Origin of the sequence: Nonomuraea cavernae (genome assembly GCF_014646355.1) — a bacterium.
Lineage (GTDB): Bacteria > Actinomycetota > Actinomycetes > Streptosporangiales > Streptosporangiaceae > Nonomuraea > Nonomuraea cavernae.
Window position 1 is genome coordinate 171,270 of sequence record NZ_BMNH01000014.1, and the last position, 22,823, is coordinate 194,092.

The following is a 22,823-nucleotide window of genomic DNA, read 5'->3' on the forward strand; positions in this document are numbered from 1 at the left end:
CCCGCCTATGACCCGGCCGACCACCAGGTGGCCGCGACCAGCTCCGCGACCAGGGTCTCGGTGAGCAGGGCGACGTCGGCGTCGTCGTCGTGGCGGTAGCGGATCGTGGCCGCGGCCCCCTTGAGGTCGGCGCCCACGGCCACGACCGTCGAGCCGCGCTCCCGTACCCAGTCCATGGCCTGCTCGTCGTAGCGGGAGCCGGGGAAGAACAGCGCCCGGTAGTCGAGGGTCTTGGTGAGGTAGACGTCCACGTGCGACCAGTCGCCCGTCTCACAGGCGTCGGCGGGCCGGCGGGGGCCCTCGCGCAGCATGAGGGCCGACTGCTCGGCCGACGACAGGTGCTCGGCGGGTGCGACGGCGTAGACGCCGTGCGGGCCGTCGAGGAGTCGCAGCGCCGTGGGGAGCCACTCGTCGCGGCGCTCCAGCAGGTCGGCGGTGGCCTCGGCGGCCCGGCGCACCAGAGCCGCCACGCCGGACTCCCGTCCGGCGCCCGTCAGGCGGGCCTCCAGGGCGAGCAGCAGGGCCAGGGTGTGCTGGAACGTCCGGCACGCGACGCCGCCCCGCTCCTCGCCCGCGAGCAGGGGGACCACCAGGTCGGCCGGCTCGCCGATGGGCGAGCCGGGGGCGTTGGTGAGCGCGGCCATGAACGCCTCCGTGCCGGCGTGACGGGCCACCGCGTCCAGGGTCTCGCGGCTGCCGCCCGTGGCCGAGATCGGCACGACCAGCGTGCCCCGCGAGGCCGGGAAGGTGGCCGCGGCCGAGGCGTACTCGGCATAGGCGTCGATCCCGGCGGCGCGCAGCCGCAGGGCGGCCACGCCGGCGGCGTAGCGGGAGCTGCCCATGCCGAGGAAGAGCACCCGCTCGATGTCCCGGGGCAGGGCCTCGAAGGGGTCGGCGGTCTCCAGCGACTCGGCCAGCGCGGCCAGGGCGGCCGGCTTGGCCTCCAGGTCGGCCAGGTACAGCTCGGAATTCACGGTGTCTCCTCGGTGTCGTCGTACCAGGTGCGCAGCACGCCCATCGGGGCGTACCGCCATCGGGGCAGGTGGCGGGCGGCGTAGATGAGCTCGCGGCACTCCTGCTCGATCTCGAACGGGCGGATCAGGGACTCGTCCAGCAGGTGCCGTCCGTCACGCTCGGCCAGACGGTCGCGGTAGGCGTCCAGCAGCAGGCCGCGGGCCGCCCGGGCCCAGTCGGCGGCCTGGCCGGGCGGGGTGCCGCGGCGTTTGACGGCCACCTGGGCGACGTGTTCCAGGCTGGTGGTGAGCTGGGCCAGGTCCCGGGCCGCCGGCTGGTACGGCTCGGCCTCGGTGACCGTGGGGTTGCCGTCGAAGTCGATCACCGCGTAGCCGTCGCGCCAGCGCAGGATCTGGCCCACGTGCAGGTCGCCGTGGATGCGGATCAGCGGGGTGGTGATCGGCGCGGTCAGGGGGGCGAGCTCGCGCCGGAGGTCGCCGGCCCGGGAGGCCAGCCACCGGCCGTCGTCGCCCTCGGTGAGGTCGAGCGCCTCCCGCAGCGCCCGCTCGGCCCGGCCCGCCGCGCGCAGGGGACCGGCGGGCGGGCCGGCGCCGGGGAAGGTGGCCAGGGCGAGGTGGAGGTCCGCGGCGAGGCGGCCGAGGTCGGCGGCGAAGGCGGTGCGCCCGGCCTCGGCCTCGTCGACGCACCACTCCCAGCCGTCCCGTGCCCCGGGGAGGTAGCCGGTGACCAGGGCCAGCAGCACCTCGCCGGACTTTTCCCGGAGAGTCAGGGCCGCGTAGGGAGGCGCGGTCTGATTGAACCCGGCCTCAACGAGATGGGCCAGCACGTCGACGGCCGGATGCGGCATCGGCGCGGGCGGTGTCAGCCACTTGACAACGATCTGATCACCCACGACGACCGAATAGTTTGTCTGATCGACGTGCTCGCCGAACGCGCGCTCACCTGGGACCCCGGGGTGGAAACCGGCGTCTTGGTGCGAGAAGCTGGGCAACTGCTGGAACCGGCGGAGCCCGAAGGGCTGCGGCACGTCGCCGTCCAACAGCGTGATCAGCGCGGCCGTGAGACCGCGATCTCGCTCTGTGAGATTTCTCTCACCCAGGGAGGTCAACCGCCCCCATATTGAATCCGAATTCAACAGCTTGACCAAACTTCCAGGTAGCAATGTCAGCAAAAGTCTTGCTCATGTTGATTTGGCCTGCAACACTCCTGCTCTGGTCTCCCGTGCCCGGTTGGTCGCGTGACCCCTCGTACCCCGGAAATCCAAAGGAGTAGCGGCCGTGTTCCGTACCCGGTTCACCCGTCGTCTTCCGGCCGCCGTCGCGGTGGCCGGCCTCGCGCTCGCCGTCGCGGCGTGCGGCGGTGAGTCGACCGACAGCGCAGAGACGGCCCCGCAGGCGACGGCCGCCCAGCTCAACCCCAATGCCGACCTCTCGAAGCAGTCGCTCAACGTGACGGTCTGGGACGGCTACACGCCGAAGGAGCTGACCGAGAGGTTCAAGGAGAAGTTCAAGGTCTCCGACATGAAGATCGCGCTGCACGCCACCAACGAGGAGGCGATGACCAAGCTCACCGCCACCGGTGACAGCGGCATCGACGTGGCGTTCGTGTCAGGTCAGTACGCGCAGGCGCTCAACGAGCAGGGGCTGCTGGAGCCGATCCACCCCGAGCTGATCCCCAACCTGTCCAACCTGTACCCCGAGGCCACCCAGCTCTCCTACGACAAGGGCAACAAGATCTCCGTGCCCTACACCTGGGGCACGACCGGCATCTGCTACCGGAGCGATCTGGTGAAGACGCCGCCCACGAGTTGGAACGATCTCCTCAAGCCGCCGGCCTGGGCCGACAAGAAGGTCACCCTGATGACCACCGAGCGCTGGCTGGCGCTGCCCGCGCTCAAGTCCCTGGGCTACTCGGTCAACACCGACAAGGACGAGGAGATCGCCAAGGCCAAGCAGCTGCTGCTCGACGCCAAGCCGCACCTCCTCAAGTTCGACGACACCACCTTCGGTGACCTGCTCGTGTCGGGCGAGGCGGTCATGGTCGAGGCGTGGGACGGCTGGTGCCCGACCACGGACGAGAAGCAGAACATCAAGTTCACGGTGCCGAAGGAGGGCAGCGACCTCTGGGTGGACACCATGGTGATCATGAAGTCCTCCAAGAACAAGGAGGCCGCGCACGCCTTCATCAACTACATCCTGGACCCCGAGGTCCACCGCTGGGCCGCCGAGAACATCAACTACAAGGTGCCCAACAAGGCCGCGATGGACAAGGTGAAGGTGGCTCCCGGCTCGCTGCTGGGCATCAAGCCCGCCGAGCTGCTCGACGGTGAGTCGATCATCGACCTGGGACAGGCGTCGACGAAGTTCGCGCGGCTGTCGTCCGAGATCACGGCAGACTAACGGCAGAACAGTCGCAGTGAAACCGCAAGCTGACGCCCGGCCGGCCTCCCCCGCGAGGGAGCGCCGGCTGGGCGCGTTCGTGTTCCTCGCGCCCGGCCTGGTCTACCTGGTCGTGCTGATGCTGGTGCCGCTGGCGCTGGTGCTCAGCAACGTCTTCTTCCAGCGCGGACGCTTCGGCGGGATCGTCTACGAGTTCACCACCGAGAACTTCACCCGCCTGATCGACCCGCTCTACCTCGGCGTGGTCGCCGACTCGCTGAAGATCGCCACCTTGACCACGCTGATCGCGCTGCTGCTCGGCTATCCGACGGCCTACCTGATCGCCCAGCTGCCGTCGAAGTGGCGGACGATCGCGCTGGTGGCGATCGTGCTGCCGTTCTGGACCAACTTCATCATCCGGGTCTACGCCTGGATCATCCTGCTCAACGGGCAGGGGCTGGTGAACTCCGGCCTGAAGGCGCTCGGCTTCGACCCGCTCGAACTGCTCTACAACGACGGGGCCGTGGTCACCGGGCTGCTCTACTCCTACCTGCCGCTCATGGTGCTGCCGCTCTACGCCGCGATCGACAAGCTCGATCCGCAGCTGCGCGAGGCGTCGGCCAACCTGGGCGCCTCGCCGTTCACCACGTTCCGCAAGGTGACGCTGCCGCTGACCGTGCCGGGCGTGATGACGGGCTCCCTGTTCGTGTTCGTGCCGACCTTCGGCAACTTCGTCATCCCCGAGATGCTGGGCGGCGGTAAGTCGATCATGGTGGGCAACCTGATCCGCACCGAGTTCCTCAAGGCCCGCGACTGGCCGTTCGGCTCCGCGCTGGCCACCGCGCTCGTCGCGGTGCTCGTCCTGCTCCTCGTCGCGCAGGCCTGGGCGGCCCGCCGTGCGTAGGTCGAGGCTGCTGCACGTCCCGTTCTGGTTCACGTACGTCTTCCTGTACGCGCCGATCATCGTGCTCGTCGTGATGTCGTTCAACTCCGGCAAGTCCGCCTACACCTACGAGGGCTTCAGCCTCAAGTGGTACGGCGTGCTGGCCCAGGACGCGAAGGTCATGGAGGGCCTGGTCAACACCCTGATCGTGGCGGCGGGCTCGACGGCGATCGCCACGGTGCTGGGCACGCTGCTGGCCGTCGGGCTGGCCAGGCACACCCGGTCCAAGACGCTCGACGCGATCGCGCTGATGCCGGCCGTGCTGCCCGACCTGGTGCTCGCGATCGGCCTGCTGGTCTTCTACGGCGTGGTGCAGTTCACGCTCGGCCTCCACTCGGTGACCCTGTCGCACGCCGTGTTCTCGATGGCCTTCGTCGCCGCGGTGGTGCGCACCCGGCTGTCGGGCGCCGACACCTCGCTGGAGGAGGCCTCGCGCGACCTCGGCGCCGGGCCGGTCACCACGTTCATGAAGGTCACGCTTCCGCAACTGATGCCCGGCATCATCGCCGGCGCGCTGCTGGCGTTCACGCTGTCGCTGGACGAGTTCGTGATCGCCTTCTTCACGATCGGCAACCTCGACCAGACGCTGCCGATCGTCATCTACTCGATGATCCGTTTCGGGGTCACGCCTGAGATCAACGCGCTGGGCGCGATCCTGCTGCTGGTGAGCTTCACCGCGGTGATCGTGGGCCAGCGCCTGACCAAGATCGGTGAGTCACGTGCTCAAGATTGACGGGATCACCCGCCGGTTCGGCGACGTGACCGCGCTCGACGACGTCTCCCTGGAGATCGGGCAGGGCGAGTTCTTCGCCCTGCTCGGCCCCTCGGGCTGCGGCAAGACCACGCTGCTGCGCATCATCGCCGGGTTCGAGACGCCCGACGGCGGCACCGTCACGCTCGACGGCGAGGACCTGCTCGGCCGGCAGCCGAACCGGCGGCCGATCAGCCTCATGTTCCAGTCGTACGCGCTGTTCCCGCACATGACCGTGGCGAAGAACGTCGCCTACGGCCTCGAACGCGAGAAGCTGCCCCGGCAGGAGATCAAGAAGCGCGTCGGCGAGGTGCTGGAGACCGTGGGGCTGTCGGCCCACGGCGACCGCAAGCCCGCGCAGTTGTCCGGCGGCCAGCGCCAGCGGGTCGCGCTCGCTCGCTCCATCGTCAAGCGGCCACGCCTGCTGCTGCTCGACGAGCCGCTCTCGGCCCTCGACAAGAAGGTCCGCGCCGACATGCAGCTGGAGCTCAAGCGGCTGCAGAACGAGGTCGGCATCACGTTCGTGGTCGTCACCCACGACCAGGAGGAGGCCATGTCGCTCGCCGACCGCATCGCGGTCTTCGAGCACGGCCACGTGCGCCAGGTGGACGAGCCGGTCGCGCTCTACGAGCGGCCCCGCACGCCGTTCGTCGCCGACTTCGTCGGCGCCAACAACCTGTTCGAGGGCACCACCGGCGCCGGGGCGCTGCTGACCGAGGACTTCGGCCCGCTGCCCGGCACCCCGCTGGACGGGCTGGAGGAGGGCGCCAAGGCGCTGCTGGGCGTCCGGCCGGAGAAGATCCGGCTGGTCGAGGCGGGCACCGTGGCCGGCGGGCTCAAGGGCGCCGTGCTCGACGTCAGCTTCTACGGCGGCGTCTCGCACATCTCGGTCGACGTGCCCGGTCACGTCAGGCCCGTCCTGGTGGCGGTCCAGGGGGCCAGCGGCGTGCAGCCCGGAGCCGAGGTGGATCTGAGCTGGGAGGCGCCCGACGCCGTCATCATCCCGGGGGCGCGATGAGCCCCCGGAGGTCAGTGGACGAGGTCGTTGCCCGTCGCCGTGCGCGCGTAGGACAGGATCAGCTCCGCGGCCTCCGCCGGGCCGATGAGCGGGTGCCTGGCCGTGATGCGGTAGCCGTAGGCGTCCTCCAGGGCCACCAGGTTGCGCGCGATCGTCAGCGAGGCGGCGCTCAGCCTGAACACGCCCAGCGCGACCCCGGTGTCCAGGATCGACTGGTACATCGACACCTGGCGGTCGTAGAGCGAGGTGAGCAGCACGCCGTACATCCGGTTGCGGCCGGCCGCCCCGCCCAGCTCGTTGAGCAGCCGCACGTCCGGGTCGAGCGGGCCGGTCGGCAGCCCCGACCTGATCGTCGTGGCCAGCTTCGCGACCGGGTCGGTGATGGTGGCGAGCTGGCGCAGCCGCTGCTCGTAGAACCTCTCCATCCCGGCGTGCTGGGCCTCGACCAGCAGCTCGCTGAGGTCGGGGTAGTGGTAGAGGACGGCGCCGGAGGTGAGCCCCGCCTCCTCGGCCACATGCGAGAGCTGGACCCCGTCGACACCGTGCCGGATGATGGCCCGGCGCGCGGCCTCGATGAGGTCGATGCGCCGGTCGGTGCGGCTCTTGCGCTGGGCCATGCTCACCACCTTTTTGTTAGTCGTTCAGGAACTTGCCACCATAGTGCCGTGAAGCTGACCTTCACGCTAGATGAGCATTTGAATTGTCGTTCAATTTAGCCGCCCCGGAGTGCATGATGTCTCTCACCGTCCTGTTCATGCCAGAAAGTGCCTACGGGCCCACCAACAACTGCATCGGCATCGGCGACATCCTGCGTCGCCGCGGCCACCGCGTCGTCTTCGCCGCCGAGGCGTCCTGGAAGGGCAAGCTCACGGCGCTCGGCTTCGAGGAGGACCTCGTCGACCTCGCGCCCCCGGCTGAGGAGGAGCAGGACGCGGGCCAGTTCTGGAAGGACTTCATCCGCGAGACCGCGCCCGAATACCGCAAGAGCACGCTGGAGCAGCTGGAGACGGTCACCAAGCCGATCTGGGAATCGCTCATCGACGGCGCGAAGTACTGCGAGCCGCAGCTCAAGGAAATCATCGAGCGGGTCCAGCCGGACGTCATCGTCGAGGACAACGTCATCTCGTTCCCGGCGCTGCTCACGGCGGGCAAGAAGTTCGTCCGCATCGTCTCCTGCAACCCGCTGGAGGTGCGCGGCGAGAACGTCGCGCCGGTCTTCTCCGGGCTGCCCGCCGACGACCGGAGCGAGTGGGACGCCTTCCGCGCGGAGTACGACCGCACCCACCGCGAGCTGTGGAGCGCCTTCAACGAGTGGTGCGTGGAGCAGGGCACCGAGCCGCTGCCCGAGCTCGACTTCATCCACGAGGGCGACCTCAACCTCTACGTCTACCCGGAGATCGCCGACTACACGGCCGACCGCCCGCTCGGTCCCGGCTGGCACCGGCTCGACTCCTCCGTCCGCGAGACCGACGAGTCCTTCGAGCTGCCCTTCGAACGGGGCGAGGGCGCCCTGGTCTACTTCTCGCTCGGCTCCCTCGGCTCCTCCGACGTGGAGCTGATGCAGCGGGTGATCGACGTGCTGGCCACCACCCCGCACCGGTTCATCGTCTCCAAGGGCCCGCTGCACGAGGAGATCAAGCTGGCCGACAACATGTGGGGCGCCGAGTTCCTGCCGCAGACGAAGATCATCCCGCTCTGCGACCTGGTGATCACCCACGGCGGCAACAACACCACCACCGAGGCCCTGCACTTCGGCAAGCCGATGATCCTGCTGCCGCTGTTCTGGGACCAGTACGACAACGCCCAGCGGGTCCACGAGCTCGGCTACGGCGTCCGGCTCTCCACGTACGGCTTCGCCGACGAGGAGCTGACCGGCGCCCTCGACCGGCTGCTCGGCGACAGCGCGCTGCGCGACCGGCTGGCCGCCGCGGGCGAGGAGATCCGCCGCCGCGACGGCCTGCGCAAGGCCGCCGACCTCATCGAAGAATTCGGACAGAAGTAGTCATCATGCGCGAACTGATCAACCCGGCGACCGGACAGGCCCACGACACGGTTCCCGACACCCCGGTCGAAGGCGTGGCGCGGGCCGTGGCCGAGGCGCGCACCGCCTACGCGGAGTGGGCGGAGACCACGCCCGGCGAGCGGGCGCGGCTGCTGCTGCGCCTGGCGGACCTGGTCGAGGCCGACGCCGAGGAGCTGACCCGGCTGGAGGTGGAGGACACCGGCAAGCCGGCGGCCGTCTTCCGCGACGGTGAGCTGCCGTTCGCCGCCGACAACCTGCGCTTCTTCGCCGGAGCGGCCCGCTCGCTGGAGGGCTCCGGCGCCGGGGTGTTCAGTCGCGGCTACACCTCGATCATGCTGCGCCGCCCGGTCGGCGTGGTCGGCTCGATCGCACCGTGGAACTTCCCGTTCGTGATGGCCGTCTGGAAGCTCGGGCCGGCCATCGCGGCGGGCAACGCGGTGGTCATCAAGCCGGCGCCGCAGACGCCGCGCACCACGCTCCGGCTGGCCGAGCTGTTCGCCAAGGCCGGCGCCCCCGACGGGCTCGTGCAGGTGGTCACCGGCGACGCCGAGGTGGGCGAGGCGCTGGTGACCGACGCGGGCGTGGACATGGTCAGCGTCACCGGTTCGACCGAGACGGGCCGGGCCGTCATGACCGGCGCGGCCAGGACGCTCAAGCGGGTGCACCTGGAGCTCGGCGGCAAGGCGCCCGCGCTCGTGTTCGAGGACGCCGACCTGGCCGAGATGGCGACCGGCGTGGCCATGGGCGCCACCTACAACAGCGGCCAGGACTGCACCGCCGCCACGCGCGTCTACGTGGCCCGCCAGGTGCACGACCAGGCCGTGGAGGCGATCCGGGCGAGACTCGCCGACATCACCGTGGGCGACCCCTGGGACCCGGCCACCGACATCGGCCCGCTCATCTCGGCGGAGCACCGGCAGCGGGTGCACGGTTTCGTGGAACGGTCCGGCGGGCGCGTCGTCCATGGTGGGAGCCCTGTCGACGGCCCTGGTTTCGGCTACCCGCCCACACTTGTGACGCATGTCGCGCAGAACAGCGATATCGTCCAGGGAGAACTTTTCGGTCCCGTGCTCGTCGTCCTTCCGTTCGACGGCGAGGACGAGGCCGTCAGGCTCGCCAACGACACGCGTTACGGCCTGGCCTCGTCGGTGTGGTCGCGCGACGTGGCGCGGGCAATGAGGGTCTCGCATCGCCTGGACGTGGGTGTGACCTGGGTTAACGACCATCTGCCGATCGCCAGTGAGGCCCCGCACGGCGGGGTCAAGGGCAGCGGATTCGGTAAGGACATGAGCCAGGAGGCGGTGCAGGAGTATTCGGTGACCCGTCACCTGATGGTCAAGCATGCGATGCCGGTGGAGCGAGACTCCTTCCGGCCAGCCTGAAAAACACGTACGGCGATATGCGGCCCAAAAATCACATTTGGTCGTATTTGATGGGAAATGTCCGGTTGGCCGATCTGGTACGGGTTGTGTTCCAATTACCCAGCCCCGACAAATCCCATGCGCCCCACGCGTGTCAGATTTTCGAGCACGTACCGGCGAGAGGTTGCGAGAGTCAGTGAGGACGGATAACCCCAGGCACACCAAGTCCGGGGAGCACACAGGCGGACGGTTCCGGCTGGGGAACTGGCGCGTGCGCTCAAGGTTGGTGGCGCTGATCCTCATCCCGACGGTCGTGGGCGTCCTGCTCGCCGGCGTGCAGCTGGCCGACGCCATCGGCACCAGCGCCGAGTACCGCCGGCTCACCCAGGTGGCCGAGCTGGTCCAGGAGACCGGCCAGCTCTCGCACGAACTCGGCAAGGAACGCACGTTAACGGCCTGGTACATCGCGGACCGGCGCCGGGCCGGGCGGCTGGCGCAGCTCGGCACCCAGCGCAAGGCCGTCGACGCCGCCAAGGCCCGCGTGCTCACCGCCATGCAGGCCATCGACGCCTCCCACTCGCCGCGCGTGCTCGCCGAGGTCGTCGAGATGCGCCGCTGGCTCGACGGGCTGGGCGGCCTGCGCGAGTCGATCGTCGGCGACAGCGTCCCGCCCCGGGCCGCCGTCCGCACCTTCTCGACCATGATCGAGGTTCTCGCCAACCTGCAGAGCGACCTGGCCGCCGGCGTCAGCGACGACCGCCTGCAGGGAGACGTCGCCGCCCTCAGCGCCCTCGGCCGGATGAAGGAAGAGGTCTCCCGCCAGCAGGTCATCCTGGTCGTGGCGCTGATCGAGCGGCAGCTCGACTACGACGACCTGTCCGACTTCCTCGGCTCGTGGAACCGCCAGCAGGCCGAGCTCGCGAGCTTCGAGCAGGAGGCCGCCGCGGCCGACCTGGCCGCGTACCACAAGGGCATGAGGGGCGTGCAGATCGACCGCGCCGACTCCATGCGCCAGCGCGCCCTGGCCCAGCTGCGCGAGTACAAGGCCATCAAGGACCTCGACGTCACCTCACGCCGTGACCTGACCCTCTGGCACGAGAGCACCACGCTGGCCGTCAACACCATGCGCAAGGTCGAGGACGGCCTGGCCCAGGGCATCGTGACCCAGACCCAAGAGCTGAGCGACGCCGAGCAGCGCAGCGCCATCGTCACCGGCGCGCTGATCCTGGTCCTGCTGCTCCTGGTCCTGGTCATCACGACCCGGGTGGCCGGCTCGCTGGTCCGCCCCCTGCGGCGGCTGCGCGCCGAGGCGCTCCAGGTGGCCACCACCCGGCTGCCCGAGACCGTCCGCGTGCTGCGCGAGTCCGGCGACAACGCCGCGGTGCCCGAGGTGCCGTCGATCGGCGTCACCACCCGCGACGAGATCGGGGAAGTGGCCCGGGCCTTCGACGAGGTCCACCGCGAGGCGATCAGGCTGGCCGGCGACGAGGCCAAGCTGCGCGCCAACGTCAACTCGATGTTCGTCAACCTCTCGCGGCGCAGCCAGACCCTGGTGGAGCGGCAGCTGCAGCTCATCGAGGGACTGGAGCAGGGCGAGGAGGACGAGAACCGGCTCGCCAACCTGTTCCGCCTCGACCACCTGGCCACCCGCATGCGCCGCAACAGCGAGAACCTCCTGGTCCTCGCCGGCCAGGAGGCCGCCCGCAAGTGGAGCGAGCCGGTGCCGCTGGTCGACATCGCCCGTGCCTCGCTGTCCGAGGTCGAGGGCTACGAGCGGGTCCAGATCCAGATCCCGTCCAGCGTCCAGATCGTCGGCCCGGCCGTGACCGACTCCGTCCACCTGCTGGCCGAGCTGATCGAGAACGCCATCTCGTTCTCGCCCCGCGAGAGCAAGGTGCAGGTCACCAGCAGCGCCGTCGAGGGCGGCGTGCTCGTGACGATCAACGACCTCGGCATCGGCATGTCGGCCGAGGAACTGGCCGAGGCCAACTGGCGGCTGGCCAACCCGCCCGTCGTGGACGTCGCGGTCTCGCGGCGGATGGGCCTGTTCGTGGTCGGCCGCCTGGCCCTGCGCCACGGCATCCGGGTCCAGCTCCGGATGCGGGAGACCGGCGGCCTGAGCGCCATGGTGATGATGCCCGACATGCTCATCGCCGGCGCGCCGGGATCCGGCCCCCAGCAGCGCGGCCAGTACGAAGCCTTCACCGACTTCGACCCGAGCGCGTTCGACCAGACCTCGGCCAACGGCACCGGCGTCTACGCCTCGCCGGCGATGGGCCTCGACGCCTCGCCGAGGCGGATGGACGACATGCCGTTGGACACCCAGTGGCCGGGGTCGCTGCCCGTGCCCGGCACCGGCAACTGGCCGTCGTTCGCCGAGGAGGCGCCGCCCGCCCCGCAGGAGCCGCGCTGGCCGTCGTTCGCCGAAGAGGCGCCGCCCGCCCGTGACCAGCAGCGCTGGCCCTCCTTCCCCGAAGAGGCGCCGAAGGCGGCGGAGCCGAACTGGCCGTCGTTCGCGACGGAACCGCCTCCGGCCAAGCAGGACGAGCCCCGCTGGGCGTCGTTCGCCGAGGAGCCGCCCGCCCAGCGGCCGCCCGCCCAGCAGGAAACGCGCTGGCCGCCCTTCGGCGAGGAGCCGCGCCGATCGGTCTTCGACACGGACGAGCCGAAGTCCCCGTTCGCGGCCGAGGAGTCACGCTGGCCGTCGTTCGCCGAGACCACCCCGCCACCCGCCGACCCGCACGGACGGAACGGCCATTCGGCCTTCGACCCGTTCGGTCCAGGCGAATACTCCTCGCAGGACCTGACCGGCCCGCTCCCCATCGTGCGCAGCTCGCCGATGGAGGACCAGGGTGACGAGTTCCTGCCGATCTTCTCGTCGGTCGGCTCCGACTGGTTCCGCCGGCCCGACCCCGAGCAGTTCCTGCCCGGTCAGGAGTCCGGCCACGACGCGGAGCCGGAGACCGCCATCCAGCCCGCCGTGCAGTTCGACCGCGCTCCCGAGCCGCTGCCCCAGCGCCGCCCCGAGGCCCAGGCCCCGGCGGAGCGGCCCGGTCTGCCGCGGCGCACGCCGGGTGGGTCGGGTGTGAGCGCGTCGTGGTCCTCTCCGGCCGACAGCGGTTTCCAGGCGGCGCAGGCGGCGGCGGAGCCGGCCAAGGGCGGCCTGACCGCCTCCGGCCTGCCGCGTCGCGTGCCGAAGGCCAACCTGGTGCCGGGAACGGCCAGCCTGGCGGAGCCGCAGGCCACGTCACCGGCGCCGCAGATCTCTCCCGAGCGGTTGCGGAGCCGGCTCTCCAGCTTCCAGCAGGGTGTACGGCAGGGCCGGGCCTTCACCCGCGGCGAAGATAACGAGGAGGAGAAATGAGAGAACTGAGCCAGGGAGCGCGTGGCATCAGTTGGCTGATCACTGATTTTGTCAACAATGTGCCAGGCGTGGCGCACACCGTCGTGGTGTCGTCTGACGGTTTGCCACTGGCGTTCTCCGAGGGTTTCCCGAAGGATCGGGCCGATCAGCTGGCCGCGGTCGCCTCGGGTGTGATCAGCCTGACGCAGGGCGCGGCACGCGTCTTCGAGGGCGGCATGGTGACGCAGACCGTCATCGAGATGCAGCGCGGACTGTTGATGATCATGTCGATCAGCGATGGTTCCTGCCTGGCCGTGCTCGCTGCGCCCGACTGTGACATGGGCCTGGTGGCCTACCAGATGACGCTACTGGTCGAGCGAGCGGGCCAAGTGCTCACGCCGGCCGTACGCGCCGAGCTGCAGGCGGCCCGTCCCCGCTAGGGACGGTGACAGGAGATCATGGTGTCAGGTCAGGGTTGGGCTGGTGATAGTACACCGCCGCATCCGGCGGTTCCCCGTTCGCAGAAGTCGAGCTCCTTGGTGCGGCCATACGCCGTGACCGGGGGGCGTACGGCTCCGCGGATGAAGTTCGCCATGGAGGCGTTGGTGTCCTCTGTGACGTCCGAATACCAAGACATTTCCCTACTAAGTCCGGAGTATCAGGCGATCATTCAGCTGACCAGGAACGTCAGGTCGGTTGCTGAGATCTCCGCCCTTTTACGCCAGCCTCTCGGCGTGGTCCGGGTACTGATCGCCGATATGGCGTCGGAAGGCCTGATCCGCGTGCACCAGCCTTCGCTGGATGAGGGGAAGCCGGACCTCAACTTGCTCGAAAGGGTGCTCAGTGGACTTCGCAGGCTCTAGCCCCGGCCTCACCTCGACGAAGATCGTCGTGGCCGGTGGCTTCGGCGTGGGCAAGACGACGTTCGTGGGTGCGGTCTCGGAGATTCTGCCGCTCACGACGGAGGCGGTGATGACGGACGCGTCGGCCCATGTCGACGACGTCTCGCTCACCCCCAACAAGACCACCACGACCGTGGCCATGGACTTCGGCCGGGTATCTCTGGATCGAGACCTGATCCTCTACCTGTTCGGCACGCCCGGCCAGCATCGGTTCTGGTTCATGTGGGACGACCTGGTGCGCGGCGCCATCGGCGCCGTGGTGCTGGTCGACACGCGCAGGCTGGCCGACAGCTTCCCGGCGATCGACTACTTCGAAGAGGCCAAACTGCCCTTCGTGATCGGCATCAACGGCTGGGACGGTCAGTTCGCGCACCAGGAGGAGGAGATACGTGAGGCGCTGTCGCTGAACCCGCACACGCCGATCGTCCGCCTCGACGCCCGCGCGCGCGACTCGGTGAAGAGCACGCTCATCACGCTCGTCGAGCACGCTCTGACCCGCCACATGCACACGCCCGCCTGACGGGTGGCCCACGTGAAAGTGCCGCCGGACCGAGGTCCGGCGGCACGTCGCGTTCGGCACGTCGCGTTCGTAGGGAGCCAGGCGGCGAGGTCAGGCGGAGGTCGCCTGCGCGGGCACGCCGCGCACGAGCCGGCCGACCTCGGCGCGCAGGTGCACGAAGTCGGGGTGCTCGCGGGTGGTGATCTGGTCGCGGGGCCCGGGCAGGTCCACCCTGAGGTCGCCCACCACGTGCGCCGGGGCCTTCGACAGCACCACGACGCGGTCGCCGACGTAGACGCTCTCGTCGATGTCGTGGGTGATGAGCACGATCGTCATCTGGTGGTGGCCGCGCACCTTCAGCACCAGGTCCTCGAGGTCCTCGCGGGTCTGCGCGTCCACCGAGCCGAACGGCTCGTCCATGAGCATGAGCGAGGGCCGGTAGGCCAGCGCGCGGGCGATCGCCACCCGCTGCTGCATGCCGCCCGACAGCTGGAACGGGTACTTGCGCCCCGCGCCCTCCAGCCCGACCGACTCCAGCGCCTCCTGCGCGGCCTCGCGACGCTGCCGCTTGTCCATGTTCCTGCGGCGCAGCGGCAGCGCGACGTTGTCGGCCACCGACATCCACGGGAACAGCGAGCGGCTGTAGTCCTGGAAGACGACGGCCAGGTTGCCGGGCGTCTGGCGGACCAGCTCTCCCTCGACCCTGATCTCGCCGCCGGTGGGCGTGATCAGTCCGGCGATGGAACGGAGCAGCGTCGACTTCCCGCAGCCGGAGGGCCCGACGATGCACAGGAGCTCACCCTCGGCGACGCTCAGCTTCAGCCCCTCGATGGCGCGGTGCTCGTTGGGGCTGCCTGGTCCGTACACATGCGTGAGGTTGTCTATCTCGAGCAAGGGATTTCCTCGGGGGAAGCCGGATTCAGTACATCGACTCTAGCGAAGCCGGGAATAGTTGCATATGCGAAATGTCCATTCCCGGCGTTCGTCAGGGGGAGCGGATCAGCTCTGGGGACGGCGCAGGTAGCGGCCCAGCGGCGGGCCCACGATCTTGCCCGCGTCGAGGACGTGGTGGCCGCGCACGAACGTGTCGGTGACCTTCGCGGTCAGCTCGAAACCCTCGAACGGGGTGTACTCCTGCGCCGACTCGGAGTCGGCGGCCCGTACGGTCCACGTGGTGCCGGGGTCGACCAGGCAGATGTCGGCGTCGAAGCCGGGGGCCAGGGCTCCCTTGTCGCGCAGGCCGTACCTGCGCGCCGGGTTCCATGAGGTGAGCGCGGCGATCCGCCCGTACGGCAGGCCGCGCCGCCGGCCCTCGGTGATGAGGCCGGGCAGCAGGTACTCGGCGCCGCCGAAGCCCGCCTTGGCCAGGAACACGTCGTCGGCCGGGGCGCCGAACTTGAGCTCCTCACGGCAGCAGGCGTGGTCGCTGACCACCCAGTCGACCGTGCCGTCGAGCACGTACTCCCACAGCGCCTCGACGTCCTCCCGCGGTCTGATCGGCGGGTTGACCTTGGCGCCGAGCCCCTCGGCGGTGTCGATGTCGGCCAGCAGGTGGCCGATGGTGACCTCACGGCGGAAGTCGATGTGCGGGAACGTCCTGGCCATCCGCACCGCGGCGTCCAGCGCCTTGCGCGAGGACAGGTGCAGCAGGTTGACGTTGCCGAGCCCGGTCTCGTGGGCCAGGTAGGAGGCGATGAAGACGGCCAGGCCCTCGGAGTGCGGCGGGCGGGAGGCGCTGTAGGCCGCCAGCCCGCTCAGGTCGCCCGCCTCCTCGACCAGCCTGGTGTAGGCGGTCATGATCTCGGCCGTCTCGCAGTGCAGCGACAGCGAGATCTCGTCGGCCAGCTCGGGGAACCGCTCACGGGCCGCCTGCACGCCGCGCATCACGAACTCGAAGTGGGCGTAGTCGTAACGCTCGTCCTCGGGCAGCATCAGGAACGCGTTCTGGTCGGCCGATCGGCCGTGCAGCCCGTGTCCGCCGTAGAACATGAAGATCTTGAACGACGAGACCCCGAATTTCTCGACCAGGTCGGGCAGCTCGTCGATGTGGGCCCGGGACATGGGCGCGAGGTGGAACCCGTAGTCGACGTACGCCTGGTCGGCCGCCTGCGCGAGCACCTCGGGGAAGAAGTCGGCGTACGGGCCGCCCCTGTTCAGGTAGTACTGGCCGGTGCGCATGTAGGTGAGCGCGGTCGTGACGCCGCCCTGCGCGCAGGCCCTGCTCTCGGAGCCGGCGTCGTCGGCCAGCCGGTTGTAGATGCCCCAGTGCTGGTGGCCGTCGACGACGCCGGGGAAGGCCAGCCGACCGGCGCCCTCGATCACGTCCGGGACGCCCTCGCCGGGCAGGCCGGGCGCGATCCGGTCGATGCGGCCGTCGCTCACGGAGATGTCCGCCGGGATGGGCTCGTCCCGATCGTGGGTGACCACCCGGACGTTCTTCAGTAACAGGTCTGTCACAACCGCCTCCTAAGCGGTGCCGCGGGCGCCGCGATGCCAGGTGAGGACGCGTCGCTCCGCCAGAAGGAACAGGGAGTTGAAGGCGTAGCCGAGCACTCCGAGCACCACCACGCCGGCCCAGATCGCCGGCATGTCGGCATTGCTGCTCGCCACGCTCAGTAAGTAGCCGATGCCGTCAGTGCTGCCCTTGAGTTCCGAAATGACCATCAGGATAAGCGCCAGAGAGACGCTGAGCCGGAGACCCGCGAAAATTTTCGGTGACGCGGCGGGCAGAATGATCCGGAACAACCGCAGATGCCGGGGCAGCCCGAAGACGGTCGCGGTGTCCGTCTGCAGGTGGTCGACGTTGCGAGCGCCGTCGATCGAGTTGAGCAGGATCGGCCAGATGATGCCGAAAACGATGGTCGCCACCTGCACCTGCGTGCCCATCTGGAAGAGCACCAGGAAGACCGGCAGCATGGCGGGCGGCGGCACCGCCCTGCCGAACTCGACCAGCGGATCGATGTAGTCGGCCAGCCACGCGGTGCGCCCCAGCGCGACGCCGAGCCCCACGCCCAGCACCACGGCCGCGCCCCACGACCCGACCACCCGGACGAGGCTGGGCCCGAAGTTGTCCACGGCCTCCTCGGTGAGCAGGAACGGCCCGGAGAACCACATCTCGTACATCCGCGAGGCGATGAGCATGGGCGGCGGAAAGAACGGGTTCGCGGCCGCGGTGGTGGCGAGCTCCCAGGCGACGAGGACGACCGGCACCAGCCAGAGCCGCTTGACGATGGTCCGGATCACGAGAATCGCCACCTGAACAGCCGCCGCTCCGCGCGTAGCAGCACGGTGTTGACGGCCAGCCCGACGGCGCCCGCCCACATCAGGGTCGCGATCACGTCGACCATCGCGTCGGCCCCGATGCCGGTGCTGGCCTGGATGAGGAACGCGCCGATGCCGCCGGCGCCGCCGACGAAGTACTCGACGCTGATGGCCAGGATGAGCGTGATCGAGGCCGCGAGCCGGATCCCGGTGAAGATGAACGGCGCGGCGCTCGGCAGCGACACCCGCATGATGACCGAGCCGCGGCCGAAGCCGAACGAGCGCAGCGTCTCGGTGGCCACCGGGTCGACGTCGCGGACGCCGTACAGGGTGTTGATCAGGATGGGCCAGGCGGAGGCGTAGACGATGAGCGCGACCTTGGCGTTGATCTCGGGCTGGAAGGCGAACAGCGCCAGCGGGATCAGCGCGACGGACGGGATGGGACGCAGGAACTCGACGATCGCCCGGGTCATCTCCTCGACGACGGGCACGGTGCCGAGGAGCAGGCCGAGGGGGACGGCGACCAGCACGGCCAGCGGCAGGCCGATGGCGGCCGCCGTGAGCGTGGAGAGCAGGTCGCCGAGGAAGGCGGGGTCGAAGGCGAGGCCGACCGCCCGGGCGAGCGAGGCGGAGGCGGTCGGCAGCCAGGTGAGCAGGCCGGTGCGGCCGGCCAGCTCCCAGAGGAGCAGGAACGCCGCCACGCCGATGACGTGGCGGACGAGCTTTCCGAGCCTGGCGCGGGAGAGGTGGAGCCGTTCTCCCCGCGCCAGTGTGGTCGTCGCGGTCATCCCTGAGAAGAGACGATCATCGAGGCGACGTCGATCTTCTCCTTGATGAAGCCGTACTCGTGCATCAGGTCCGCGACCCGCTGGATGCGCTGGGCGCTGAGCGTGGTGGGGTAGGCGCCCAGGTTGATCGTGGCGGCGGTGTCCGCCGGGATCTTGGTGAACGTGGGCAGGATCTTCGTCACGGCGCTTCGGTCGGTGGCGGCGATGTTCTGGGCCTTGGCCATCGCCCGCTGGAAGGCGGCCATCGTCTTCGGGTTGGTGGCCACCCACTTCTCGGTCGCGGCCCAGCCGGTGATCGGCAGCGCCTCGGTCGGCCCGGACATCGTGTCGACGAGCATGGTCGCGCCGAGCTTGTTCTTGGCCTCGCTGACGTACGGGTCGGTCATCCAGACCGCGTCCACGTCTCCCTTCTCCAGCGCCGACAGCCAGTTGGTGGTCGGCACCTCCACATACGTGACGTCCTTGCTCGGGTCGGGCGGCGGCTTGAGCCCGCTGATCTTGAGGTGCGGGTTCATCGTGAGGACGCCGAGCCCGGCGAGCGAGTTGACGCCGATCTTCTTGCCCTTGAGGTCGGCGACCGTCTTGATGGGGGAGTCCTTGCCCACCATCACGCCGAAGCCGCCGGCCGCGCCCTGGTAGGAGTCGGCGATGTACTTGAACTTCTCCACTTTCTGGCTCTGGATCGTCAGGATGGTCGCGTAGCTGCCGAGCACCACGTCCATGCTGCCGTTGGCCAGTTTGGGCAGCACCGCCTGCGGTGCCTGGATGGCCTCGGTCTTGACTGTGAGGCCCTGCTCCTTGAAGAAGCCGCGTTCTATCGCGATGAACAGAGGGGCGGAGTCGGCCCCAGGATACTGGCCGATCAAGAGAGAAGTCTTCTCCAGACCGTTTGCGTTGGCGTCCTCCGTGGTCTTGCCATCCGAGCTGGAACACCCCGTAATGACAAGGGTGACTACAAGTCCAATCATGGCGGTGCGCCCTTGAGCACCGAACCTCATGTCGCGTCTCCTTTGATCGGGGGTGATCGACGACGGTCGCACCCTAGCGCAGGCAACCCCTTGCGCATGCTCCCCCGATTCTGGAAATTATCAATATATATGCGGAAAAAATGATCACACTGTATTCATGGAGGTATGTCCGGTTCGAAGTGGACAGATGGGTGGCGTTCATCCCGAACGTGTGGCTACTGTCGAGACGTAGAGACGTGTGCTAGGTGATCGATCGACCGTGACCTTTACGGACGATATCGATTATCAGTTGAACATAAATAGGATTTCGGTCATTTAGTGTCCCGGGGGCGGCACGGAGGCCACGCACGTGCACAACCAGATCTCTTGCACCAGGCCATCTAGGAGAGGTCGCGGAGGCCAGTGAGAACTACATTGCCCCCAGCAGGCGGGGATGCGGGATTACCATCTGAGGAGCCCTCGCACCCGACCCCTCATACCAGAGGCAAGCCGACCCGATCGGGCGGATTCGGGCTGCGCAACTGGCGGGTGCGGTCCAAGCTCCTCGCGCTGATCGTGATCCCCACCCTGGCGGCACTGATTCTCGGCGGATTCCGCGTCGCCTCCTCCGCGAGCAGCGCCAACGAGTACGAGCAGGTCAACCAGACCGCGATCGTGGCCAGCAAGCTGACCCGGCTGGCCCACGAGACCGAGTTGGAACGAGACCTCACCGCCAGCTACGTCGCGCTGGGCCGCGGCGGTGACCGAAACCCCGTCACCGCCCAATACTCCGCGGTCGACAGCCTCGTCGACGACGCCCGGGGCGGCGTCCAGGCGCTCGCCGACTCCGACACCCCCCAGCGCGCCCAGGCCCTGCGCGTGCTGAACCGGTTCGACGAGCTGGCCAACTCCCGCAAGACGGCGGTCGAGTCCAAGCTGAACGTCGCCTCGGTGATCGAGCTCTACGACCAGTCCATCTCCGACTTCCTCGCGCTCAACGACAACATCGACCAGGGCGCCGTCGACAAGGAGCTCACCGACAGCGTCGCCGGCTTCGCCGCCCTGTCCAGGGCCAAGCAGTTCGTCTCGCGGCAGCGCGCCCTGCTCGTCGCCGCGCTGGCCGCCGGACGCTTCGGCAAGGAGGAACTGGACGCCTTCATCGCCGCCCGCGCCCAGCGCGACGGCGAGCTGGCCACCTTCCGGGCCCAGGTGCCGCTGGAGCTGCGCCAGGCCTACGACGACACCGTCAGCGGCCAGGCGGTCGACCGGGCCGAGCTGATCCAGGCGCGCGCCATGGCGTTGCAGGACGCCGGCCTGCCGCTGACCGACCGGGGCCTCGGCCTCACCCGCGACGGCCAGGCGTGGTTCGGCGCCGTCAGCAAGACCATCGACGGCATGCGCGAGGTCGAACAGCGGGTCGCCGACTCCATTCTGCTGCGCAGCCAGACCGTCCAGCGGGCTGAGCAGCAGGGCGCGATGGTCTTCTCGTTCGCGATCGTGGCCCTGTTGATCCTCGTGCTGCTCGTCACCGTGATGATGGCCCGCTCGCTGAGTGGCCCGCTGCGCAGACTGCGCCGCGAGGCGCTGTTCATCGCGGGCCGCCGGCTGCCCGAGACCGTCCAGCGGTTGCGCGAGTCCGACTCGGGCGGGCAGGTTCAGGTGGAGCCGATCGGCGTCGTCTCCGACGACGAGATCGGCGAGGTGGCGCGGGCGTTCGACGAGGTGCACCGTGAGGCGGTGCGCCTGGCCGGCGAGGAGGCCAGGCTGCGCAGCAACGTCAACGCGATGTTCGTCAACCTGTCGCGTCGCAGTCAGACGCTGGTGGAGCGGCAGATCACTCTGATCGACGGGCTGGAGCAGGGCGAGCAGGACGAGAGCCGGCTGGCCAACCTGTTCAAGCTGGACCATCTGGCCACCCGCATGCGCCGCAACAGCGAGAACCTGCTGGTGCTGGCCGGCCAGGACCCGCCGCGTCGCTGGAGCCAGCCGGTGAAGCTGGTCGACGTGGCCCGGGCCTCGCTGTCGGAGGTCGAGGGCTACGAACGCGTGGTGCTGCAGGTGCCCGACGGCGTCTCCGTCGCCGGTCAGGCGGTCAACGACGTCATCCACCTGCTGGCCGAGCTGGTGGAGAACGCGCTGTCGTTCTCGCCGCGCGAGACTCGCATCACGCTGTCGGGCAGCCGCATCGACGGCGGCGGCGTGATGCTGTCGATCACCGACTCCGGCATCGGCATGACCCAGGAAGAACTGATCCAGGCCAACGAACGCCTCACCGATTCGCCGAGCGTGGACGTGTCGGTGTCGCGCCGGATGGGCCTGTTCGTGGTCGCCCGTCTGGCGCACCGGCACGGCATCCGGGTGCAGCTGCGCCCGCACGCCTCCGGCGGGCTCACCGCGATGGTCCTGCTGCCCGAGTCGATGCTCGGCGCCCAGTCGCCCGCCTACGCGAGCTCCAACCCGTCCCAGGAGGACGCCTTCAACGGGCCGAAACTGGCGCCCTCTCCCGCGCCCGTCCCGCCGTGGCAGGGCGGCACCTACCAGATGGGGCCCGGACACCCCTCCTACCCGTCCGGCCCGCCGGCCCCGGAGCAGAACGGCGGCTGGCCGATGCAGCCGCAGTGGCCGTCCGACCCCGGCGGCTGGCCGTCCGACCCGCGTGCCGGCTTCGGTGACGCCGACGTCTGGATGTCCCCGCCGCGCGAACCCGGCGCCTGGCCCGCCGCGGGCAACGGGCTGCCCAGGCGGCCGCCGGTGGACGCGCCGCCACCCTGGAACCCCCGTGAGCGGGGCGACTTCACCCGGCCGCCGGCCCGGCCCCAGCGGCCCGACTTCCCGGAGACCGACGCGGCGAACACCGGCCCGATCCCGGCGGTCAACACGCCGCCGTCGGCCGGTGACGAGTACCTCCCGATCTTCGCCTCCGTCGAGTCCGCCTGGTTCGCCAGCGGGGCGAGCTGGGGATCGGCCAAGGCCGACGCCGGATGGAGCAAGGCGGAGGCCGTGGTGGAGCCGGTGCGTGACGGGGCGACGGCTTCGGGGCTGCCGAAGCGGGTGCCGAAGGCGAACCTGGTGCCGGGTTCGGCGGACACGGCGTCGGCGCCGAAGGGCGTCACTCCGATGCCGTCGGTGTCACCGGACCGGATCCGGAACAGGCTGTCCAGTTTCCAGCAGGGATTCCGGGCGGCACGTGACGACATCACCGAGGGCAAGGCGTATCCCTCTGACCCGAGGAACGCCGACAGGGAGGAGGGCGCATGAACGACCTGAGTCACGCCGCGCGCGGTGTCGACTGGTTGATCACTGATTTCGTCAGCACCGTTCCGGGCGTCGCGCACGCCGTCGTGGTCTCATCCGATGGCCTGCCGCTCGCGGCCTCGTCGGGGTTTCCCGCGGACCGGGCGGATCAGCTGGCCGCGATCGCCTCCGGCCTGGTCAGCCTCACCCAGGGGGCGGCCCGGGTGTTCGAGGGCGGCGCGGTCAATCAGACGATCGTGGAGATGCAGCGCGGGTTGATGCTGATCATGTCGATCAGTGACGGCTCGTGCCTGGCCGTGCTGGCGGCTCCCGACTGTGACATGGGGTTGGTGGCCTATCAGATGACGCTCATGGTGGATCGCGCCGGACAGGTGCTCAC

At 69.4% G+C, this 22,823-nt stretch carries 20 protein-coding genes; 12 read left to right on the plus strand and 8 right to left on the minus strand.

The window, feature by feature from the left end:
- Window positions 1–5 precede the first annotated feature (5 nt).
- The gene (locus IEY82_RS22750) at window positions 6–974 is read right to left on the minus strand and encodes an SIS domain-containing protein (protein ID WP_189126213.1); all 969 of its coding nucleotides are present in this window, start codon (window positions 972–974) and stop codon (window positions 6–8) included.
- Window positions 971–2,002: an aminoglycoside phosphotransferase gene (locus IEY82_RS22755; RefSeq protein WP_189126214.1), complete on the minus strand. Its 1,032-nt coding sequence runs from the start codon at window positions 2,000–2,002 to the stop codon at window positions 971–973. Before IEY82_RS22755 ends, IEY82_RS22750 begins: the two co-directional genes overlap by 4 nt.
- Before the next feature lie 250 nt (window positions 2,003–2,252).
- On the opposite strand from IEY82_RS22755, the gene IEY82_RS22760 reads away from it, so the two are divergent.
- The 4 genes from IEY82_RS22760 to IEY82_RS22775 are packed head-to-tail and all read left to right on the plus strand — an operon-like array spanning window position 2,253 to window position 6,065.
- A complete protein-coding gene (locus tag IEY82_RS22760) occupies window positions 2,253–3,374 on the plus strand; it encodes a polyamine ABC transporter substrate-binding protein (protein ID WP_189126215.1) in 1,122 nt (373 codons plus the stop codon).
- A 16-nt stretch (window positions 3,375–3,390) separates the two neighbouring features.
- Window positions 3,391–4,257: an ABC transporter permease gene (locus tag IEY82_RS22765; protein ID WP_225263482.1), complete on the plus strand. Its 867-nt coding sequence runs from the start codon at window positions 3,391–3,393 to the stop codon at window positions 4,255–4,257.
- Window positions 4,250–5,029 carry an ABC transporter permease gene (locus IEY82_RS22770; protein ID WP_189126216.1) on the plus strand — a complete coding sequence of 260 codons (780 nt, stop codon included), beginning with the start codon at window positions 4,250–4,252 and terminating at the stop codon, window positions 5,027–5,029. The genes IEY82_RS22765 and IEY82_RS22770 overlap by 8 nt, the downstream gene beginning before the upstream one ends.
- Window positions 5,016–6,065: an ABC transporter ATP-binding protein gene (locus IEY82_RS22775; RefSeq protein WP_189126217.1), complete on the plus strand. Its 1,050-nt coding sequence runs from the start codon at window positions 5,016–5,018 to the stop codon at window positions 6,063–6,065. The genes IEY82_RS22770 and IEY82_RS22775 overlap by 14 nt, the downstream gene beginning before the upstream one ends.
- A gap of 11 nt (window positions 6,066–6,076) precedes the next feature.
- Here the strand turns inward: IEY82_RS22775 and IEY82_RS22780 are convergent, their stop codons facing one another.
- Window positions 6,077–6,682 carry a TetR/AcrR family transcriptional regulator gene (locus tag IEY82_RS22780; RefSeq protein WP_189126218.1) on the minus strand — a complete coding sequence of 202 codons (606 nt, stop codon included), beginning with the start codon at window positions 6,680–6,682 and terminating at the stop codon, window positions 6,077–6,079.
- Between the two features lie 137 nt (window positions 6,683–6,819).
- Between IEY82_RS22780 and IEY82_RS22785 the strand changes: the two genes are divergently transcribed.
- The 6 genes from IEY82_RS22785 (at window position 6,820) to IEY82_RS22810 (ending at window position 14,214) form a co-directional block, all read left to right on the plus strand.
- Window positions 6,820–8,067, plus strand: coding sequence for a glycosyltransferase (locus tag IEY82_RS22785; protein ID WP_225263480.1), 1,248 nt, complete (start codon window positions 6,820–6,822; stop codon window positions 8,065–8,067).
- Between the two features lie 5 nt (window positions 8,068–8,072).
- Window positions 8,073–9,470, plus strand: a complete 1,398-nt coding sequence (locus tag IEY82_RS22790; protein ID WP_189126219.1) for an aminobutyraldehyde dehydrogenase — start codon at window positions 8,073–8,075, stop codon at window positions 9,468–9,470.
- A gap of 250 nt (window positions 9,471–9,720) precedes the next feature.
- Window positions 9,721–12,813, plus strand: a complete 3,093-nt coding sequence (locus IEY82_RS22795; RefSeq protein ID WP_189126220.1) for a sensor histidine kinase — start codon at window positions 9,721–9,723, stop codon at window positions 12,811–12,813.
- The gene (locus IEY82_RS22800) at window positions 12,810–13,232 is read left to right on the plus strand and encodes a roadblock/LC7 domain-containing protein (RefSeq protein WP_055507217.1); all 423 of its coding nucleotides are present in this window, start codon (window positions 12,810–12,812) and stop codon (window positions 13,230–13,232) included. Before IEY82_RS22795 ends, IEY82_RS22800 begins: the two co-directional genes overlap by 4 nt.
- Before the next feature lie 18 nt (window positions 13,233–13,250).
- Window positions 13,251–13,655 (plus strand): DUF742 domain-containing protein, encoded by a 405-nt coding sequence (locus IEY82_RS22805; protein WP_225263479.1) that lies wholly within the window; start codon window positions 13,251–13,253, stop codon window positions 13,653–13,655.
- Entirely contained in the window at window positions 13,636–14,214 is a 579-nt protein-coding gene (locus tag IEY82_RS22810; protein ID WP_189126222.1) for a GTP-binding protein, read from the plus strand. The genes IEY82_RS22805 and IEY82_RS22810 overlap by 20 nt, the downstream gene beginning before the upstream one ends.
- A gap of 90 nt (window positions 14,215–14,304) precedes the next feature.
- Here IEY82_RS22810 and IEY82_RS22815 read toward each other — a convergent pair whose 3' ends face one another.
- The 5 genes from IEY82_RS22815 to IEY82_RS22835 all read right to left on the minus strand — a co-directional run bounded on the left by IEY82_RS22815 (window position 14,305) and on the right by IEY82_RS22835 (window position 19,240).
- Complete coding sequence (locus IEY82_RS22815; protein ID WP_225263478.1) at window positions 14,305–15,087, minus strand: ABC transporter ATP-binding protein; 783 nt, start codon at window positions 15,085–15,087, stop codon at window positions 14,305–14,307.
- Between the two features lie 105 nt (window positions 15,088–15,192).
- On the minus strand, window positions 15,193–16,650 hold the full coding sequence (locus IEY82_RS22820) for a dihydroorotase (RefSeq protein WP_225263477.1): 1,458 nt from the start codon (window positions 16,648–16,650) through the stop codon (window positions 15,193–15,195).
- A gap of 9 nt (window positions 16,651–16,659) precedes the next feature.
- Window positions 16,660–17,436: an ABC transporter permease gene (locus IEY82_RS22825; RefSeq protein WP_225263476.1), complete on the minus strand. Its 777-nt coding sequence runs from the start codon at window positions 17,434–17,436 to the stop codon at window positions 16,660–16,662.
- Complete coding sequence (locus IEY82_RS22830) at window positions 17,433–18,242, minus strand: ABC transporter permease (protein ID WP_189126223.1); 810 nt, start codon at window positions 18,240–18,242, stop codon at window positions 17,433–17,435. The genes IEY82_RS22825 and IEY82_RS22830 overlap by 4 nt, the downstream gene beginning before the upstream one ends.
- The gene (locus tag IEY82_RS22835) at window positions 18,239–19,240 is read right to left on the minus strand and encodes an ABC transporter substrate-binding protein (RefSeq protein WP_308425860.1); all 1,002 of its coding nucleotides are present in this window, start codon (window positions 19,238–19,240) and stop codon (window positions 18,239–18,241) included. The genes IEY82_RS22830 and IEY82_RS22835 overlap by 4 nt, the downstream gene beginning before the upstream one ends.
- A 498-nt stretch (window positions 19,241–19,738) precedes the next feature.
- Here IEY82_RS22835 and IEY82_RS39945 point away from each other — a divergent pair, with 498 nt between their 5' ends.
- Window positions 19,739–22,447, plus strand: coding sequence for a sensor histidine kinase (locus IEY82_RS39945; RefSeq protein ID WP_268241132.1), 2,709 nt, complete (start codon window positions 19,739–19,741; stop codon window positions 22,445–22,447).
- On the plus strand, window positions 22,444–22,823 hold a 380-nt coding region (locus tag IEY82_RS22845; protein WP_189126226.1), incomplete at its 3' end, for a roadblock/LC7 domain-containing protein. The genes IEY82_RS39945 and IEY82_RS22845, both read left to right, overlap by 4 nt.

Excerpts from the sequence above, each read along its gene's own strand:
- IEY82_RS22780 (WP_189126218.1), bottom strand. The coding sequence starts at position 6,682 with ATGGCCCAGCGCAAGAGCCGCACCGACCGGCGCATCGACCTCATCGAG.
- IEY82_RS22785 (WP_225263480.1), top strand. The coding sequence starts at position 6,820 with ATGCCAGAAAGTGCCTACGGGCCCACCAACAACTGCATCGGCATCGGC.
- IEY82_RS22790 (WP_189126219.1), top strand. The coding sequence starts at position 8,073 with ATGCGCGAACTGATCAACCCGGCGACCGGACAGGCCCACGACACGGTT.
- IEY82_RS22800 (WP_055507217.1), top strand. The coding sequence starts at position 12,810 with ATGAGAGAACTGAGCCAGGGAGCGCGTGGCATCAGTTGGCTGATCACT.
- IEY82_RS22805 (WP_225263479.1), top strand. The coding sequence starts at position 13,251 with ATGGTGTCAGGTCAGGGTTGGGCTGGTGATAGTACACCGCCGCATCCG.
- IEY82_RS22830 (WP_189126223.1), bottom strand. The coding sequence starts at position 18,242 with ATGACCGCGACGACCACACTGGCGCGGGGAGAACGGCTCCACCTCTCC.
- IEY82_RS22835 (WP_308425860.1), bottom strand. The coding sequence starts at position 19,240 with ATGAGGTTCGGTGCTCAAGGGCGCACCGCCATGATTGGACTTGTAGTC.